At 69.3% G+C, this 15,011-nt stretch carries 9 protein-coding genes and 2 pseudogenes; 8 read left to right on the top strand and 3 right to left on the bottom strand.

Translation table 11 applies throughout. The features are described 5' to 3' along the window. The first annotated feature begins 287 nt into the window (after positions 1–287). Both ACZ4YY_RS33805 and ACZ4YY_RS33800 read left to right on the top strand, forming a co-directional pair. Complete coding sequence (locus ACZ4YY_RS33805; protein ID WP_468298799.1) at positions 288–1,115, top strand: NlpC/P60 family protein; 828 nt, start codon at positions 288–290, stop codon at positions 1,113–1,115. Between the two features lie 119 nt (positions 1,116–1,234). After that, positions 1,235–2,515: an RICIN domain-containing protein gene (locus ACZ4YY_RS33800; RefSeq protein ID WP_468298798.1), complete on the top strand. Its 1,281-nt coding sequence runs from the start codon at positions 1,235–1,237 to the stop codon at positions 2,513–2,515. 49 nt (positions 2,516–2,564) lie between these two features. Here ACZ4YY_RS33800 and ACZ4YY_RS33795 read toward each other — a convergent pair. Next, positions 2,565–3,407, bottom strand: a pseudogene (locus ACZ4YY_RS33795) (IS5 family transposase). 344 nt (positions 3,408–3,751) lie between these two features. Between ACZ4YY_RS33795 and ACZ4YY_RS33790 the strand changes: the two are divergent. Then, positions 3,752–4,294: an isochorismatase family protein gene (locus ACZ4YY_RS33790; protein ID WP_468298797.1), complete on the top strand. Its 543-nt coding sequence runs from the start codon at positions 3,752–3,754 to the stop codon at positions 4,292–4,294. A gap of 156 nt (positions 4,295–4,450) precedes the next feature. Here ACZ4YY_RS33790 and ACZ4YY_RS33785 read toward each other — a convergent pair whose 3' ends face one another. Further along, positions 4,451–5,743 (bottom strand): DNA-binding protein, encoded by a 1,293-nt coding sequence (locus ACZ4YY_RS33785; protein WP_468298796.1) that lies wholly within the window; start codon positions 5,741–5,743, stop codon positions 4,451–4,453. Between the two features lie 412 nt (positions 5,744–6,155). Between ACZ4YY_RS33785 and tap the strand changes: the two genes are divergently transcribed. The 3 genes and pseudogenes from tap to ACZ4YY_RS33770 form a co-directional block, all read left to right on the top strand. Then, the gene (tap, locus tag ACZ4YY_RS33780; RefSeq protein WP_468298795.1) at positions 6,156–8,411 is read left to right on the top strand and encodes a telomere-associated protein Tap; all 2,256 of its coding nucleotides are present in this window, start codon (positions 6,156–6,158) and stop codon (positions 8,409–8,411) included. A gap of 6 nt (positions 8,412–8,417) precedes the next feature. After that, on the top strand, positions 8,418–8,975 hold the full coding sequence (gene tpg, locus ACZ4YY_RS33775; RefSeq protein ID WP_468298794.1) for a telomere-protecting terminal protein Tpg: 558 nt from the start codon (positions 8,418–8,420) through the stop codon (positions 8,973–8,975). A 264-nt stretch (positions 8,976–9,239) separates the two neighbouring features. Next, a pseudogene (locus ACZ4YY_RS33770) lies at positions 9,240–9,437 on the top strand (DUF5302 domain-containing protein); the annotation flags it as partial. An 864-nt stretch (positions 9,438–10,301) separates the two neighbouring features. Here the strand turns inward: ACZ4YY_RS33770 and ACZ4YY_RS33765 are convergent. After that, on the bottom strand, positions 10,302–12,833 hold the full coding sequence (locus tag ACZ4YY_RS33765) for a helicase associated domain-containing protein (protein ID WP_468298793.1): 2,532 nt from the start codon (positions 12,831–12,833) through the stop codon (positions 10,302–10,304). Between the two features lie 292 nt (positions 12,834–13,125). On the opposite strand from ACZ4YY_RS33765, the gene ACZ4YY_RS33760 reads away from it, so the two are divergent. Beyond that, positions 13,126–13,320 carry a double zinc ribbon domain-containing protein gene (locus tag ACZ4YY_RS33760; RefSeq protein WP_468298792.1) on the top strand — a complete coding sequence of 65 codons (195 nt, stop codon included), beginning with the start codon at positions 13,126–13,128 and terminating at the stop codon, positions 13,318–13,320. A 965-nt stretch (positions 13,321–14,285) separates the two neighbouring features. After that, entirely contained in the window at positions 14,286–14,690 is a 405-nt protein-coding gene (locus ACZ4YY_RS33755) for a hypothetical protein (protein WP_468298791.1), read from the top strand. Positions 14,691–15,011: the final 321 nt, after the last annotated feature.

Here is a 15,011-nt window from a genome sequence, read left to right as displayed (position 1 = left end):
CCGGACGCCTCAAGATCTGGCGAGACACCCTCAAGCAGAAACAGCCTCCTTCCGGGCCGTGAAATCCCGGCCCCGTGAAGGAGGTTGTGATGGCACAGCAGACCTTGACCCGGCCCGCGCGGCAGGCAGCAGGCCGACCGGAAACGAAGGCGTCGGCCCGGGCACCGCAGCCGGCACAGAACCGGCAGCGAACCTCCGGGGAAGCGACGTCCCCCGGGTCACACCGCCGGCCCCGCACCCGGAAGGCTCGCGGGAACAGCACCGGCCGGGGTCACCGCCGTGGGGCCGTGGTGTTGCTCCTGGCGCTGTTCGTGCTCGCGTGGCTGGCGGGAGCGCTGCTGGCCGTGCACGGTCCGTCAGGCGCCACCGCGGAGCGGCCGCCGCTCACCCTCGCCCCGCAGGCTCCGGCAACACCGAAGCCCACCGGGACCGCACCCATGCCGGAGAGAACGCCGACCCCGGTCAAGGAGAGCCGTAAGCCGGCCCGGACGGGCAAGGCGGCGCCCGCCACGAACGTCACGCTGAGGCCGGGGGACACCCTCTACGCGCTGGCCCTCGCGCACGGCACCACGGTCAAGACACTCCAGGCACTCAACGGCCTGGGCACTTCGACCCTGATCTACGTCGGCGACACCCTGCGTCTGCCGGCCGCTCACGGCGACGCGCCTGCCGCCGCAGCGGGCTCCGCGGGCAAGCACGCCCCGCCAGCGCGGCCCGCACCGTCCCGGACCACCGACGCCACCGGGTCGGCACCGGTGGTCCGGGGCCGCGCCGCGACAGCCATCACCTTCGCCAGGGCGCAATTGGGCAAGCCTTACATCTGGGGCGGCACCGGGCCGCGTGGATACGACTGCTCGGGGCTGGTGATGCGGGCCTGGCAGAAGGCCGGGGTGAGCCTGCCGCGTACGACCTGGGGACAGATCCGGGCCGGCGAGGCGACCACCCGCGCCCGCCTGCTCCCCGGTGACCTCATCCTCTCCTACGGCGGCGGCCATGTCGCGCTCTACATCGGCGACGGCAAGGTCATCCACGCCCCCCGCCCCGGACGCACGATCACCGTCGCACCGCTGCCCCACCCGTCCGACATCGTCGGCTACCGCCACATCACCCGGTGACACAGGAAGAGGGCATAATGCACAAATCCGCACCTCTTCATCCCCGGCGCGCCTGGGTTTCCCTGCCAACTGCCGCTCGCACTAGGCTCCTTGGAGCTTGCGAGCGATCAGGAGGGGATATGGGGACCGGGCCGGATCCAAAGGCCGCGAAGACACCGGCGCAGTTCGTCGCCATGATGCGCCAGCTGCGCAACTGGGCCGACCTCAGCTACCGGCAGCTCGAACGCAGGGCCGCCGACGCCGGCGAGGCCCTGCCCCGGGCGACGCTTGCCGGCGTACTGGCACGGGAGGACCTGCCCCGCGAAGACCTCCTGACCGCCTTCGTCCGCGCCTGCGGGGGCGACGCCGCCGCGATCGACACGTGGCTGGACGCCCGCCGCCACCTGGCGATGAGCGCCGAACCCGCGGCACCCATACCCGACAGCCCCCACGAAGCGGCCACAGCCCCGGCGATCGCGGAACCCGCAAGCGCCGACGGCACCGGTGCGGACACCAGCGCAGGAAGCGACACCGATAACAGCACGCCTCCCAGCCCTGCCGACACCGGCACGAGCCCCACGCACACCGAGAACCAGACCACGAAGGCTGCGACAGCCGCGGCCCTCGATCCCGGCGCGCCGACGCCACTGCCCGAGCCCAGCGACTCCCCCCGCAGCCGGTACCTGCCGATGTCCCTCACCGGAGCCTTGGCCGCGGCAGGTGTACTGCTGCTCGCGTTATGGCCCGACGGAACCACACGCGACACCACCACACCGCCCGACGGCCCCCGCACTACCATCAGCCCCACCGACAGCAAGCCCTCGCCGACCCCGCCCCCCACTTCTCCGTCCGCGCCATCACCGTCCCCTGCCGCACCCTCCGGCACCGGCAAGGCCTCCGCCAAGCCGAACCCAGGGCCAACGACGAAACCCACCAAAACCGCCAGCAAGGCCCCCACCACGCCCGCCCCGGCCGGGATGCCCAAGGCCGGCTGGGTCCGGATGCACCCGGCCAGCTCCTCCAGCCTGTGCATCACCGAAGGCCGCGAACGCAACGGCCGCACCGACCGCGAGATCGCCGTCCAGCGGCCCTGCGCCGAGGCCCCCCAGCCCCGGGTCTACCTCGAATCCCTCGGCAACGGCATCTACCGCATCCAGTGGCACCACCCCGAGTTCGGCCCAGGCTGCCTGGGCGTCGATGAAGCCCTCGTCGAAGGCTCGGAACTGATGTCCCCCGGCGACTGCACCGACGCCCTCGGTCTGCGCTACCGCTTCGAACCCTCCGGCAGCGGCCACCGGCTGCGCCCCCTGGACAGCGACATGTGCATCGGCATCCTCCCGCCCCGCACCAGCGGCGCCGAAACCATCCAGGCCGAATGCACCGGAGCCGACGACCAGGTCTTCCGCTTCAGCACACTCTGAGAGGTCGTTTTCGCCCGTTGTTTCATCCCGTAATGCGGACTTGATCGCGTTATGTCGGGTCGCGCCAGGAGATGGTGGCCTCGCCGGTGAGGCGGCGGGCCATCAGGTCGATCATGGCGAGGTGGACCATGGCTTCGGAGCGGGCGGGAAGGGTCTCGTAGTCGCGGGCGAGGCGCCGGTGGAGCATCAGCCAGCCGTACGTCCGCTCCACCGCCCACCGCTTCGGTATCGGGGTGAATCCCCTGGTCCCGGGTTTGCGGGCGGTGATTTCCATGTCGATGCCCAAGGTGGCGGCATGCTCGACGAGGTGCTGGCGGTAACCGCCGTCGACCCACACCTTGCGGATGCCGGGATGGCCGACGGCGACCTGATCGAGCAGCTGGGTGCCGGCCACGGAATCCTGGACGCTGGCCGCGGTGACCAGCACCGCGAGAAGCAGGCCGAGCGTGTCGGTGACGATGCTCCGCTTGCGGCCGACGATCTTCTTGCCTGCGTCCGTGCCCTGGCTCGCGGCGGGGACGCTGGTGGAGGTCTTCACACTCTGCGCGTCGATCACGCAGGCCGAGGGCTCGGCATTCCGGCCCTCCTTTCGCCTCACCAACTCCCGCAGCACGCCGTTGAGCTAGGCGAACACACCTTCCTTCTGCCACTTCGCGAAGTAGCCGTAGACCGTCTCCCAGGGCGGGAAGTCGTGCGGCAGGTAGCGCCACTGCACCCCCGTGCGGTCCACATAGAGGATCGCGTTCATGATCTCGCGCAGGTCGTGTTCGGGAGGCCGGCCGAAGTCCAGGGCCCGACCGCGGCGCTCGAAGCGCCAGGCCACGAGGACCGGCTCGATCAACTCCCAGCGGGCATCGGACAGATCGCTCGGATAGGCACGACGTTCCGTCATGACTTGGACGTACTGCCGATCGGGGGCGTGCGCCCAGGCGTGTGTTCTGCCGACGGAAGCACGGAACAGATCTGGGCGTCCTGGAATGAGACAGGCGCAAGCCGACTCCAGCCCCAGCGGTCACCCCATCTGCCTCTGCCTGAAGAATCGCCTCTACAGGCTCATACACAACACATCAGTAGGCGGCGCAAACCCGTAGTTAGCACCGCGCGATAGGAGAAAACGACCTCTAAAGTGCGTGTTTTCGAACTTCTCGCAACTGAGTAGGGCGGTTCGTGTGGCTCGCTGACGGGAGGCCATCACGCGCCCATCCGAGGTGCGGGCAGAGCCGATAGGCTCGCGGGATGCCGGACACCGCACTGCTCATCATCGACATGCAGAGTGCCTTGTTGAGCGACGCCTATGACGTAGAAGCTTGCCTGAGCAAGGTCGCCGACCTTGCGGGGCGGGCTCGCTCCGCTGAAGTGCCGGTCATCTATCTGCGGCAACGGCTCCATGACGTGCCCACTAGCCTGGTCGATGTCCATCCCTCGGTGGCCGCCCGGCCAAGGGATGTCCTGCTGGACAAGGACAGCGCGGACTCCTTTCTAGGCACGGGACTCGGTGACCTGCTAGACGAGTGGGCGGTGCGTCGCGTGGTCGTCACCGGCTTCGCCACCGAGTACTGCGTTGACTCCACCAGCCGCAGTGCGCTCTCCGGTGGCTACGACCTTGTATTGGTCGCGGACGGACACACCACACCGGAACGCCCGCCTGGTGCTGCGCTGACGGCAGCTCAGGTCATCGCACACCACAACGCGACGTTCTCAACCATCCAGTACGCGGGGCGCTCAATTACGGTGACACCGGCGGCGCAGATCCGCTTCGATGCCGCGTCGGCGAGTTAAGCAACACATGCCTGTATCACAGAGCGCGGTCACCGATCGTGAACTGCCCGCGCGTCTGCTGTTCGACCACATCCCGCAGCTCGGCAACGATTTGAAAACACGCACTAACGGTTGACGAGCCTTCCGGAAGGCCGCCCGCGAGCTGCCGCCGGTCCTTCAGCCGTCGTCGTCGTGGCCGGCCGTCAGTATGTCCATCAAGGCGTCGGCGGACATTCCCGCCCACTGGGCGACCTCTTCCAGGGGTATCCCGGCGTTCGCGGCCGCCAGGGCGGTTCGCTTCCAGGCGTTCTCGATGAGGGCGGAGCTGTGGCGGAGGTTGCGCAGGAGCTGCCGGGCGACGTCGGCGGTGGGTCCGGTCTGTGCTCCGCGCAGCTGGAGCAGCTGTTCCTCGGCGCTCTCGATCGTCCGGGTGATCAGCGTGCGCTGTTCGGCGGGCACCGCCGCCCGCCACATCCTGCCTGAGCCGGGCGCCTTCTTCTCCTTGCCCAGCACCCGCAGCTGGCCGGCCATGGTCGCGCTCTGGTGTTCCCGACGCAGCCACCACGGGTCGTTGTCGTATCCGGGCGGCCCGCCGGCCCCGCGGCGCAGGCGGATGACGCTGCCCATCCAGGAGATCAGCGGGCCGCCGTGGTCGGCCGCGGCCAATGGCCCCAGCCACGGCCGGCCGACCCGCTCACCGAGCGGGCGGCGGAACATCCCGTCGGCGGGAAGCGCCCGCGGCCGCCCGGCACCGCTGTCTATCCACACCAGATGGGCCATGGCAGGGTCCAGCAGTGCGTCGGCGACGGTCACCACCTCGGGGAAGACGACCGTGTCCCGGCCCACGATCCGCCACCGCCCCAGATCATCTCCGGCGTTGCCGCCCGCGACCTGGTGCAGCCGCCGTGGCCAGACGGTCGCCGCTCCCAGTGCAGGGCCTGTTCCCACCACCGCATGCGCCAGCGCGAACACCCGCTCCGGCTCGACTCCGGCCCGTACCGCCCGCCGCGCCACCTCCGTCCACCGCCGCTGCGCCGCGACCACCTCCGGCACGCCGCGCAGATCGAGATGCTCCAGCACCTGGTCGGCGTCCGCGTCCAGCAGCCATCGCCCGTGCCGGACACACACCCGCTCCCATCGTGGCGCGTACCGCACCACCCGCACGGCCGTCCCTGTGCGCCGGGCCGCGCATAGGCGGCAGCCGAATGCCACCGGACCGGCGACCGCGCCGCCGGTCCGCCACGCCGCCGCCGGCTCCCCGTTCTTTCCGGCCGACAGCTTGGCGTCCTCCTGTCCCCAGGACGGCAACGCCCGCGCCAGGACGTCTTCCTCGACGCCGCACCGGCCTGCCAGGAGCTGCCGTCCGGCCGCATTCAGCAGTACCTCGGCGTCGGCCCGCGCGCCCCCGCCGTCGTGCCCCGGCGGGTAGTTGCGCCACTGCCAGTACGACCGCAACGCCTTCGCCTCCATCCCCTAACGGCTCGCGATGCGGCAGATCAGCGACGACGTCGTCTCCCCCTGCAGGGGAGCTGTCCGCAGGAGGCCGGGGTGATGGGTCACTCCACCACGGTCTCGTGTCCGCCGTCCCTGCGGGCGCTTTTCTCAGCGGATGCCCAGCGGTTCCACGAGACCTGCTGTGGAGAGCTGATCCCTTTTCGCATGCTTCCTCTCGGCTCCTTAGCCAAGCCGGGGGTCACCCGAAAGCACCGGCAGACTGGTTCCCTACTCCACACCAGCCGCGGCCGCAAGGCCCCCGGTGCCGCGAGGACGGGACACCGGCAGGACTCCAGCATCGCACCTACCGCAAACGCGTACGCAATTCGTACGGCAACCGTACGCGCTTCGTACGCTTCATGGGCTAGGGTGTTACTCAGGAGGTTCCATGTCTGAGTTGTTCGACGCGGTCGATGCGTTGGTTGCGTCCCGGTCGGTGTTGCCGCCGCCTGCGGAACGCAGGCGGTTGCGTCAGGCCCACGGGCTGACGCTGGACGAGGTGGCCGCCGCGCTGAAGGTGCGGCGGGCGACGGTCGGCGGCTGGGAGGCCGGTAGGACCGAGCCGCGGCCGCCGGAGCGTGACGCCTACGCCAGGCTCTTGGACAAGCTCGCGGAGCTGTACCCCGCCGACCCCAACGTCACGGCGCCCGTGGAGGGCACGGCCGCTGCGGAGGCGTTCTCGAGCGCTCCCGCCCCGGCTCCGCAGGCGCAGGCTGTGCCCACAGACGCGGCGCCGGTCTCCGAGGCTGGGGCCATGACCGCGACCGAGCACACCCAGACCTCTGCCTCCGTCGCCCCAGCTCCGGTGGCTGCGCCCAGTCCGGCTCGCACCGCCAGGCCGATGTCGTCGGCGTCGCGTCGGCCGGCCGCGAGGAAGGCCGCCCCGGCGAACACCCCGGCCGGTGGCACGGACCCGCGGTTCGCCAATGGTCCGCTGGCGGTCGTCGATGTCGACGTCGACGACCAGGCGTATGCGTATTGCCCCGGCGGTCTGGTCCTGGACGTGCCCGCGAAGTCGATCCCGGCCCTGGTGGAGTGGACGCTGAAGGAGGCGAAGCTCGGGGCGCCGAAGCTGTCCGGCCCAGGCAAGGACGCCGACCCGCTGCTGGTGCTCACCGAGGCCGCGCTGGAGCGCTACGGTCTCCCGGTCGCCCTTACCGAGGAGGAGCGGCTCGCCGGGCGGATCCCTGAGGGCCACAAGGTCATCAAGCATCTGGTGCGTGCGGAGTGGAAGCTGACGAAGCGGGGGTTCGGGCCGTGGGCGCGGATCTACCGCCCGGCCACGGGTTCGGAGCGTGCCTGTGTGCAGCTGTGCATTCCGTCGTGGAACGCGCTGGACTCCCGGCACTGGGGCGAGGCCGCCCAGCTTCCGCCGGCGGAGCTTGCCCGGGTTTTGGGTGTGTACGCGTCCCGGGTGATGACGCCGCGCGGCTCCACCGCCGTCACCGGCCTGGAGCTGATGACCGCGCTGCACCCGCCGACCCGTGCCTCCGAGCCCGATGCCGACGGGCGCAGACACTCCGAGCACAATCCCGGCTCGCTGGGCAAGGACCCGGTGGACTGCGCGCCGTGCGAGGCCCCCGACGGTCACCCGCTCCTGGCGGACCTGCCGCGCTTCCACGTCCGTGGCCCCGGGGAGAAACTGTTCGAGGAGGCGTACGACTGGGCGCGGCCGATGACGGATGCCGAGTGCACCCTGCGGCACCTGGTCGGCATCGACGTGAACATGGCCTTTGCGGCGGGCGCCAACGGTCTGGTCGTCGGCCTCGGTGCGCCGACGCACGTCACGCAGCCGGTGTTCGATGCGAAGCTGCCCGGCTCGTGGCTGGTGGACCTGTCGCACGTCGACCTGTCGCGGGTGAAGGTCGGCAAGGACAAGTGGGCGGACCTGGACGGGAGTCTGCTGCCCAGCCCGTTCACGCCCAAGGGCGAGCGCCCCGACGGCCCGGCCTGGTACGCCACGCCCACCGTTGCCTACGCGGTGGAGCTCGGCTACGACGTCGCACCCATCGAGGCGTACGTCCGCTACGACAACGGCCGCTACCTGGACGGCTGGTACCAGCGGCTCCGTGACGCCTTCCTCGCCACCATGGCCGACCTCGGCGTGCACGCGGACATGGAGCCGGCCGACTTCCTCGCCGCGATGGACGGCTACCGCGACCGTGACCCGGAGCTGGCGATCGTCGTGTCGGCGGTCAAGGCGACGGTGAAGGGCGGCCTGGGCAAGCTGCGCGAGCGCCCGCGCGGTGAGGGCTGGAAGCCCGGTCAGCCGTGGCGTGCCCTGTCCCGTCCGACGTGGCGGCCGGACATCCGGGCGGCGGTCATCTCCCGTACGCGGATCAACCTGCACCGCAAGATCGTCAAGCATGCGGCGTTCACCGGCCAGTACCCGGTCGCGATCCTGTCCGACTGCGTCGTCTACGCGGCCGACGGAACGTCGCCGCTGGACTTCCTGCCCTACCGGGACGGCAAGCCGCTGCCGGGCGGCTTCAAGCTCGGCATCAACCCGGGCCTGGTCAAGCACGAGGGCACCCAGAGTGTCCTGTGGGGCGAGGAGGTCCGCGAGCGGTTCAACGCCCCGGAGCTCAACCTCGCCCGGTACATCAAGGACGGGCAGGTCACGGACAAGGACAGCGGGGAGTAGCAGGAGATGAGCATGTTCGGGGACGGCCTGGACCAGGCGGTGCAGAAGGCGTTCACCCGCCCGGCACCCAAGAACGCGCCGGCGCAGATGCGGTACCTGGTCAAGCAGCTCAAGGGCACCAAGGCCGTCGCCCAGATGCTGCGCATCTCGCAGCGCACCGTCGAGCGGTACGTGAAGGACCAGATCAAAAAGCCCCGCCCGGACCTCGCCGCGCGCCTGGAGCGGGAGGTGAAGGCCCGGTGGCAGCCGCAGATCCGTGCCAAGGCCCGCCAGAAGGCGGCGACGACCGGCGGCATCGTCATCGACACCCGCGCCCGCCTCGGCTACACCGCCCCGATCGGGTCGACGGACCAGGACCGCATCCGCCACCTGACCGTCGCCCTGCCCCCGCAGTACGCGGCCCGCCTCTTCGAGGCCCAGGAGCAGGGCGCCACCGAGCAGCGCCTGAAGGAGCTCACCGCTGAGGCACTCAAGGAGGTGTACTTCCAGGACGGCGGCCGCCGCGCCGGCCAGCTGGAGGAGGTGCGCTTCACGGACATCGAGCACCTCGAGTTCGACCTGTAGATCTCGAGCAACCGCGAGCCCCGTCGTCGACAGCATCATGTTCCTGCGGGCCGCGGCCTGTTTCGCCCGGCTCGTATCCGGCGAGGACCAGGAACTGTTCGCCACGCCAGGCAACTGTGCCCTCGTGGCGGAGACGGCCAGGCTGCGCCCGCCCCAGCCGCACGCGGCCTGCGGCCAAGGCCTGCGTGACAGCTACGAGTGACGGTCGCTGGCTGATGGCGGCCGCGGGCGTCTCATGCGAAGTCAGCTGACGTCGAGAGCCCTGTCCTCTCGCCCGACGATGACGGCCAGGACGACCTGAAGCGTAAGTTTCGGGAGGCCCTGGCGCGCAAGCGCGGTATGCAGACGGCCGCCGCCGACATCGCCGCGAACACCGACGCATCAAAGGTCCGCGGCGCGCACGGCCCGGCTGCGGACCGGCCCGTGCTGCCGCGCCCCAGGTGCTTCAGCGTGCCGGGGTAGGACGCGGTGACCTGCTCGCCGTCCAGAAACACCAGTTCCGTGTCCATCCCGGCTGGCGGGGTGGACTCCGCCGAATGCCACCGCACCTCGACATCCTGATGCTCCCGGGCAAGAAACCAAGGCCCGGTGACCGTCATCTTCTCCACCGCCGGGCGCGGCAGCACCGGCAGGACTCCAGCATCAACATCTACCCGCATTTCGTACGCAATATGTACGGCAACCGTACGCTATCCGTACGTTTCATGGTCACGGTGTGGGAGGTGTTCCATGTCCGAGTCGATGCGGTGGTTGCGTCCCGGTCTGCGCTGCCGCCGCCAGCGGAACCAAGCGGTCACCGCTGGCGCGGCCCGGCTGCTTTGTCGGAAGGCGTCGTCACGGCCCCACAACTAGCCAGCCCCCGCCCTAGCCCGGGGCTCCTAGGCTCTCGGCAGGACGATGACACCGGCTGAACTTGATCAGGGCATTCGAATGAGAACGACGGGAACACACACTCCATGCCGAACTCCGATGACGAAGCGCAGACGTCCCACACACCGGGATCCCAGCCGAGCGTCCACCCGGGTTCCGACGAACCGCAGACGATCACGGCGCCGACACCGCCCGTCGCGTGGAGCAGTGGCGCTCCGGACCAAGCCGACCTGGCCGACGAAGAGGAGGAGTCGGAACGGCCCCGCACTCACGAAGAATCGAAGACTACGCCCCCAGAGCGACTGAGCCCCCACTGGGGATGCGCTGGAAACGGCGTGTGTTGGGGCGAGGTCAGCGCCCTGCGGGTGCGGCGCCGGCCAGCGGCTGAGACCGAGGAAGTCGACCCATGCCAAGGTGTGACGGCGGGCCGTCGTGATCAGGCGGTCCCGTGCATGGTCATGTCCAGCGCATGCCGATGGTGGAGAGCTGTTCGACGCGCTCGGGCGTGAGCGTCGCGGCTCTGGATCTCTGGTTGCTGATCCATGCCCCCAGCTTCACCTCCCGGACCTCTTGGTCTTCGTGGTTATCGCCGTCTCCGGCGCCACCGCCGATGATCTGTTCGATGTGCTTGCGGGATACGCGAAGGTGTCCTTCGCGCTCGAAGAACTGTCGGGCTGCAGCGAGGTTGAGGGCCCATTTGTCGGCCTGGCTGCGCCGCGGCTTGGGCTTCTCGTCCTCGGCGGCGGGCTCGATCCCGAGGACCTGCTCGCACAGCCACTGCTGGGCGCCTGTGAGTTTGTCCCAGCCGAGGCAGACGGAGCGTACCCATCGTCCGAGGTCTTCGCCCTGGCGCACAACGTCTCCCGGCAACATAGGCAGCGTGCCGCCGGCGTCGAGGTGCTGTCGGGTGAGGTGGAAGCAGCGTTGCCATTCCACTGGCCAGGTGGGGCACCAGGACGGGTCGATGTCCTCGAGCTGCTCGCGCCGTTCTTCCGGCAGCGCGCCGGCCGACGACTGGACTGGCAGGCCGTCGGCACGTCGCTGTTCGATCTCGGTGGCCTTTCGGGCGGCGGCGCGCGCGTTCTTCAGCCAGATGCCCACTCGGTATCCCTGGTAGGTGGCGTCCAGCGGTGCCAGGAGGTGGCCTGCTTCGGCGGCCCAGCCGCGGGCTGCGGCCAGTCCGTCCTCCCATGCGACGTCGTAGTGCGACCAGACCATACCCAGCCGCTCCAGCTGTTCTACGCGGTCCTGATCCATGTCCCCGCGGGCGTAGAACCTTCGGGCGTCGGCGATCCATTGACCCAGTGGAAAGGCGGCGAGCGCGGCCGGCCACCCCTCGGCTTCCGCCTCCCGGCCCTCGGGCACGCGGTACGTGAACGGGACCTTCAGGTCGCCGTGTTCGCGGGCGTAGATGACGGAGGCCTCCACGCCGCGCCGCCAGTGCTGGTGTTCTGGGTTGAGGACGCGGAGGTTGATGAACGCTGCCAGCTGTGCCGGGTCGCGCGGCGTGGAGAACTTCAGCAGCTCCCGAGCTGGCACCGAGAGCCGGTCGCTTCGGTCGCTCTCGGCTTCCTCACCTTCCACCCCGCTGCGGCTCTGCACACCCCTGACACAGCTCTGCGCCTGCGGCTCAGCCAATGCCTCCACGATGCGGGTGTCGTGTGCCCTGAGCGCTTCCAAAAGCCTGGCCAGTCCGCCGTAGGCCCGGCTGGTGAGCATGTTGTCGGCGCTCTCTCCGGGGCCGAGGAGGACGGGTACGACCAGCGACGCCGTTTTGCCCTCGCCGGGCTGCATCCGCAGCGCCCGGCCGACGGCTTGTACGAGGTCGGGCATGGAGCCGCGTACGTCGGCGAAGTACACCGAGTCACAGTGGGATGTATCGATGCCTTCGCCGAGCACGCGAACGGACCCAAGAAACGTCTTCTCCACGACGGTGCCGTCAGCAGCGATTCCCTTGGAGAACTCGTCGAGGACGCGGCGCCGGTGGAGGGGCTTGTGGTCGCCGCACAGCCAGTTGGCCCAGACCATCCGCGGGTACAGCTCCGGGTCGGCGTCGTGCAGTCGCTTGGCGACGTGGGGGAGGCCGGCCGCGAACGCTTCGGCCTCCTTCACCAGGTGGTGGAAGACGAGGGTGCGCCGGAAGCCCTCTTCCGCAGAGGCTTTCACCAGGGCGGTCTGCAGGGCGGCGAGCCGCGCCCCGCGTACCTGCTCGGAGCGGGCGTCCTCGCCCAGGAGTTGTGCGGCTTGGAGCTGGGTGTCGGTGATGTCCAGGCACACCACCTGGTAGGGAGCACAGATTCCCCTGTCGATGGCCGCCGAGAGCGTCAACGTGAACGCCCTGCTGCCGAACAGTGAGCTGGGGTCGTCATCCATCGACGCCACCAGTTCACCCGGCGCGCCCTGCTCGGAGTCCTCATCCAGCTGCCACAGCCGGGGAGTGGCGGTCATGTAGAGGCGGCGCAGGGCGGGGATGCGCGTGTTGTCGTGGACGACCGCCCACGGCCGGCCGATCCTGCCCGAAACCCTGTGCGCCTCGTCCACGACGATCAGCGACCACCCCGGAAGGCCGGCGGCGTGCGCGCGTTCCAGCGTGCCCAGCCCGAGCGAGGCGTACGTGGCGAACACGGTGACCTTGTCCAGGTGGCGAGTCCACTCCACCAGCTCGTCGACGTCTGTGGTGTTGGGGAAGGACACCTCCTGACCGCGCAGGGACGAGACGCCGATCATCGGGCCTGTACGGCCCCCTTCGCGCCACGCGGCCTCGGTCTGGGCGAGCAGGTCCAGCGAAGGAACGAGGACCAGCACCCGGCCCGCACGGAGCTCCTCCGCGCTGCGGGTGGCGACGAGGGTCTTCCCGGTTCCGGTCGCCATGATCACCTGAGTCCGCAGCCCCCGCTCCGGCATAGTAGATCTTGCAGGCAATTCGAGTGCCCGGAGAACCGCGTCCACGGCTTCTCGCTGGTGAGGACGGAGTTCCTTCACAGCCATTCCGATCTGCCCTTTTCTACAGGCTGGACGAAAAATCCCACACGCCAAAGGCCAACAACCAGCATGCCACCGCCATGCGAGGGGGCACAGCGCCCCACGAAGACACCGCAATCACACCTCTGCTCCGGGACACAGACGATCACCTTGCAGCGCCACACAGATCCCACAAGCCAGTAGCCATTGAAATCCAGAGTCTATCGCAAACTCAAAATGAAGCAGATGCCTAGACGAGTCAACACCGATGCCATGGGTACTCGGCATCCGCCACTGTCCACCCTGTCCCTGGAGAGCCATGACACACAAGACTGAAAACAGCGAGGGAAACCGGTTCTGCAAGGCATGCGGCACGCCGGCCGAAGACGGGAAACTGTGCAATCACTGCGGCGCCGTTCTGGACCTCCCTGACGACGCAGGGCTGATCGAAGACGAAGGGGCAGCGGTACGACGCGACTTCGAAGGACGCACCGAACAGCAACAGCAAAAGTGATCGAAACAGCAGGAACGAACCCAATCCGCTGAGCAGCGTGCACTGGGGTACACGGGCCGGCACGGCATCCACAACTGATCGCGTCATGTCCTTGCGAGCCGTGCGGCAGCTGCGCCGGGTCCGCGCCTTCTACGCGGGGGGCGTCCTGCTGTGGGCGGCATCGACCGCCTGGACGGGCTGGCAGTTGCCCGGCAGCCGGTAGATGCGGGTGTCCGCCCTCCTCCTGGCCGCCTTCAGCGGCCTCCCTGTGGCTGCAGCGTCTCCAGGCCGCAGGCTCGCGACGTCCCGCGCACCACGCCGCATCACTGAGGGCGACTACACCACGTCACGCGCACGCCTGACCCGCCGCCGGCAAGGCAGCACCACCCGCCGACCCGGGTCTCACCGTGTTCTGCGCCTCTTCGCGGGCTTGGTTCAGGTCGTTGCCCTCAACTGCTCTGGCGGATAAATAGCCCTCGCAGTGTGGCTGGATGAAGGGCCCTGGCAGGACCGAACCCTCTGAGTATCTCTGAAGCCGGTGGGGCCGTCTGTTTTCGGCCCTCTCCCAAGGGCCGGGAGGCAAGGGGAGGGCAGGGGGTAGGCGGATAGTCATGGATGGCACACGACTCCGACAGGATGATCAGAACTCACAGGCAACCCGTGCCCGAGGAACGATGCGGATCTGGCGGTGGGCCAGGTGGGCGGCACTTGTTCTCGCGGCTAGCTGGGCGGTCAGCTGGGTCGTCAATCTCTTCCAGGGTGAAGGGGGACGGGACCTGTGGTGGCCTGTGGTCAGTACCGTCATCTGGACAGGGGTGACCGTGAACGGCTTTATGACCTACCGCCGGATCAAGACAACGACCCTGCCGGCCATCACCGGCCGCCCGTCTGCCTGACCACCTCGGCCAGCCCGCTCCCTTGTGCTGCTTCCGGGTAGATGAGCACCGAACAGTGACGCGGTCGTGCGGAAGACGAGGGGGACGGCGATGGAAGCGGCCAAGTGGTCGGTGGACCGCGAACGCTTGACCCAGTGGGTTCCTGAGGGCGAGCGGATGACAGCCGGCTGTGCGGTGACATATGGACGCACGCTGTGGGGCCTGATCCCACGACGCGCTTCGCTTCTGTTGACCGACCGCCGGGTACGAGTACTACGCCACCGAGGCAATGACCTCCGGTACGCCATACGCGGTGTCTGGTTCGAGATGATGCGCGGCGAGGCCGTGGCGGTCTGCAGGAACCCGCAGGTGCGGGTGGAGTTCGACAAAGGACAGGAAATCGAACTGCGCCGGCACGAGGGTGGGGTGGAGCGCCTGCTGATCAGTCAATGGGACGCGGTGCATGCCGAGGCTCTGTATGCGGCGTTCCCTCCCGAGAGCAGCGACCCGCGGTGACGTGACAGCACCCCTCCCCTCTTTGCTGCTGCCCGGGCCGAAGGCCCGTTGCCGGCACCGCGCAGCGGAGCCGGCGCCGTGGCGCGTAGCGCCCTCAGAGGGCTGGAGCGCAGCGGAAGCCACCTGCGGGGCCGCAGGCCCCGCAGTCCTGGGAGCGCAGCGGACGGGACGTCACCCACCTTGCGCAGCAAGGTGGGTGAGCGGGGATGCGCAGCATCCCGCCAGCGCTCACGCGGAGCGGGAGCGCAACCCCCGCGCGCAGCGCGGGGGTTCGCTTGCATATCGCGCAGCGATATGGTACCCGCTCCGCGGGAGATCGGA

The organism is Streptomyces sp. NPDC030143 (assembly GCF_055573695.1).
Note: the sequence above shows the minus strand (reverse complement) of the source record. Positions and strands in the feature narration are given on the sequence as shown.

What these genes read in the sequence shown, in the direction of transcription:
- ACZ4YY_RS33800 (WP_468298798.1), top strand. Translation starts at nt 1,235, where the DNA reads ATGGGGACCGGGCCGGATCCAAAGGCCGCGAAGACACCGGCGCAGTTC.
- ACZ4YY_RS33790 (WP_468298797.1), top strand. Translation starts at nt 3,752, where the DNA reads ATGCCGGACACCGCACTGCTCATCATCGACATGCAGAGTGCCTTGTTG.
- ACZ4YY_RS33785 (WP_468298796.1), bottom strand. Translation starts at nt 5,743, where the DNA reads ATGGAGGCGAAGGCGTTGCGGTCGTACTGGCAGTGGCGCAACTACCCG.
- tap (WP_468298795.1), top strand. Translation starts at nt 6,156, where the DNA reads ATGTCTGAGTTGTTCGACGCGGTCGATGCGTTGGTTGCGTCCCGGTCG.
- tpg (WP_468298794.1), top strand. Translation starts at nt 8,418, where the DNA reads ATGAGCATGTTCGGGGACGGCCTGGACCAGGCGGTGCAGAAGGCGTTC.
- ACZ4YY_RS33765 (WP_468298793.1), bottom strand. Translation starts at nt 12,833, where the DNA reads ATGGCTGTGAAGGAACTCCGTCCTCACCAGCGAGAAGCCGTGGACGCG.
- ACZ4YY_RS33760 (WP_468298792.1), top strand. Translation starts at nt 13,126, where the DNA reads ATGACACACAAGACTGAAAACAGCGAGGGAAACCGGTTCTGCAAGGCA.
- ACZ4YY_RS33755 (WP_468298791.1), top strand. Translation starts at nt 14,286, where the DNA reads ATGGAAGCGGCCAAGTGGTCGGTGGACCGCGAACGCTTGACCCAGTGG.